We start from the raw sequence: 3,272 nt of genomic DNA, 5'->3' as shown, positions 1-3,272 counted from the left end.
CGGGATTTTCCCGTCTCACCTTTAGCGGTTCGCTTGCCGGTGGTAGATGCGTTGTCGGTCATGGATTACCTGCCGCTGGTTCAATCATTGAACTATTGTACATCCTGAATAATATCCCCGGGCTTGAGTACCACACCGCCCAGCTCGGCAAACTCTCTGGCGGCAAAGCCGTTATCAAAGCTGACACCGCTGCTGATAATAATGCTCACCGGTGCCTGCTCCTCTTTCAACAGGGAGCGCAGGCTGTCGATGGCGTTGGCAATAATGGCCGAGGTGACCTCCCGTTCCGCGAACCGGACACTGACGGTATTTTCCCCTTCACCAATTTCCACCCTTACCCCTTTCAGGCGCACGTTTTCCCGGTCCCGGAATTTGTTCAGAACACTGAACACTTTTTCGGTGGAATCCAGAGTGACCCGCTTGTTGTCAGCGATACGGGCGGGCTTGCTGTCGTCAATGGCGGGGCCTTTTTCTCCGGTGCCGGGTATCTGGAAATCGTCGGTACGGCTGGCTTCACCGGCACAGGCGTAAACCAGCAGACGACAGCCGTTGTTGTCTACATCAAACTGCCCTTCATAGCGGGTGCCTTCTTTCGGGTTGGAACCGTCCAGGGTGTAGAACAGTTCTGCGGCCGGTGTACAGCTCAGCTCGATCGTCCGTTTGTCGCCACGGGCATGGATTTCGTGACGAATCTTCAGCTCCGCTGTCCAGCGTTGGGCGGCACCGGTTTCGTACTGACCGGTGCTGTCCTCCACCAGAAAGTAAAGAGTGGCCTCTTTGGTGCTGAAGTTTTCCAGGTCTTCAATTAAATGGTCTTTGTTCGATACGCTGGCCGTCGTGGCATAGTAAACCACCGGCCCGGAACCGGCATTGCGGGGTGTCAGGGCCAGCCGGGATTCACCGGTGGCCGGATCAACGCTCTGGGTCTGGACATTAATGGCGGTTTTCTCTTTCGGGAATGGGCCTTTTTCAATGTAGCCATCGGCACCCATACGCCAGCGCCCTTGCTTCAGGGCTTCGTTTTTCAGGGTGTCCATGCCGTTGGTGCCGGGCATCCAGGACCAGCCGGGGTTGGTGCGGGCACGCATCAGCACGTCCTTCCACGGGGTGCGACGATCCTTTTGCGGCCAGAGTTCTGACTCGGCATAGGCCCAGTTCTCTTGCAGTTCTTCCTGCAGGTCCAGTACCAGCTTGTAGTTTGCCCGAGAGCTGGCCAGCAGTTTTTCCAGCTGCCGTTCACTGGAGTGCTCGCCTTCACCCATTTGTAGACCGTTATCAATGGTCGCCATCAACAGACGTTCAGAGCCGTCTGATTCATCAATGCCGGGAAAGTAGAGGCGGTTGTAGGCACCGGAAATGGTTTTGGAGAAGCGCTGCTCGGCATCCGCCAGCCGGTCCTGGGCTTCTTCATAAAGGCTGTCGCCGGACTTCAGGCGGCTGGCAATCTGCTCAATAGCGTAGAGCTCACGCAGGCGCTCTTCCACCGCATCGGCCATATGGCTGTCATGGCCCGACAGCACCAGCAGGTTGTTCTTCTCCTGCTGGAATTCAAAGTAGTTGCGCAGCTCCTGGGGGGGCATGGTGCCATCCGGACGGATCACGATCAGTACCCGGGAGCCGGTGAGCTTTATGTCATCCAACCGGGGCAGTACATGGAGAATCTGGTAAGCCTTTTTGCTGGTGGGCTGCAGGATGGCGGTCAGCCGGTTCACCAGCGCCTGATCGATTTTCGGCTGGGGAATGTCTTTGGCATTGCGCTCAATCTGCCGGGAGAGGTTTTCCGTTTCCTTGATAAAGAAACGCTGTTCTTCCCGGTGCAGATACCAGGCCTGCTCCCGCAGTTTTTCCAGAGCCGTGAGGAATTCATCGGGCTTGCGGTTGGGGGCGGCCAGAAACTCAATCAGCTCACTTTCGGTCAGGCCGATGCGACCGCCGACGGCACGGGACAGCGAAGAGGCCAACAGCAGGATTTCCACCTGGGTAGCGGCATCACTGGCCAGCTGGGTGTCCAGGGTTTCGGCAATGGCATTGCCGTTGTCGGCAATATCACGGGTGACCGCCGGGCGCAACGACGGGGCAATGCGCTCGATTTCATCCTTGACCGATTCGTCGTTCAGGTCCAGATGCTGGGCGCCGATCAGGAAAACGTCATCTGTCTGTCGGTCATCGACGCTTTTCAGCAGCCGGGCGGTAAACTGCATCAAACCACGAGTTTGGCGAAAGCCTTCGTTTTCCTTAAACAGGGCCACCAGGTGCTTGAAGGAGGGGTGGAACGGGTAGGTTTGTCGCACTTGCTCAGTGATCTGCTCAATGCTGCTGGCAACGATATAGCCACCGTCTTCGGCCATCTTGATGCGCTGGGCGTACTCTTCAGCCACTTCGGCGATCACGTCTTCACCGGGCAGTTCATCAATCAGCCTTTTTTTCAGGATTTCGTAGATTTCATTACCGGCCAGCTGCACCGGTGTGATGATGCTGGCCTGTCGGCGGGTCTCCTGTTGCAGGTTGTCGATGGCTGCGGCCAGTGCCTTGGTTTCATGCTGGTAACTGCCGGACAGATTGGCAATGACGATACAGCACCCGGGCAGCTCCAGGGCTGCACTCATCAGGCTGCTCAGGCTGTAGACCACCATATCCGCCAAAGTGCCGCCACCTACGACACGGGTGCTGGCGTTTTTCAGATAGGGAGGCAACTCGTCCAGCATGATCAGGGTGGGTTTATCACCAATGATCTTTTTCCAGCCTTCCTGGTCCACCGCTTTGGGGCCGTTGACCCAATAAGGTTTGACGGCTTCCTCTTCCCCCAGCTGCCTGGCAATCTCACCCCAGATAAAGTTATCCGGATCGTTACGGCCATTGAAGGCAGCAATGCGGGCATCGGCAAACTCTACCCGTTGCGCCAGCTCCGGCTCAAGCACTTCACTGCGCAGGTGGGCGTGGCGGGTCAGCAGCCCCAGTGCCACCATCATATGGGTCTTACCACCACCCATGGCCTGGGTCAGTTCAAACACCGCCTGATCGGATTTACCCGACAGCCGAAGCATGCCTTCTCTGAACAGCTGGCCCATACCGTGAGTAACGTAGTTGCGGGAAAAGAACTCGCGGCCATCGCCTTCGTCTTTAATCAGGTCAGACAGGTTCTCGATGCCCTGACTCATCCGGTAGTCCCGGACAATCGGATTAAACCGACAGGCCTGTTTGACTGTCTTGAGCATCTGGATCAACTCCTTGCGTTCCGTGGGAGCAACCAACCGGTTGTCTGAAATTCTATG

1 protein-coding gene is annotated in these 3,272 nt (G+C 56.9%); it reads right to left on the bottom strand.

All coding sequences use genetic code 11. From position 1 onward, the window contains the following. Nucleotides 1–92: 92 nt before the first annotated feature. Nucleotides 93–3,272 (bottom strand): anti-phage-associated DUF499 domain-containing protein (locus KDK15_RS08980; RefSeq protein ID WP_257295016.1); only part of this gene is annotated, 3,180 nt, incomplete at its 5' end.

Source organism: Endozoicomonas sp. YOMI1, assembly GCF_024606345.1.
In the GTDB taxonomy this organism is placed as follows: Bacteria; Pseudomonadota; Gammaproteobacteria; order Pseudomonadales; family Endozoicomonadaceae; genus Endozoicomonas.
This window is presented reverse-complemented; position numbering and strand designations above follow the sequence as displayed.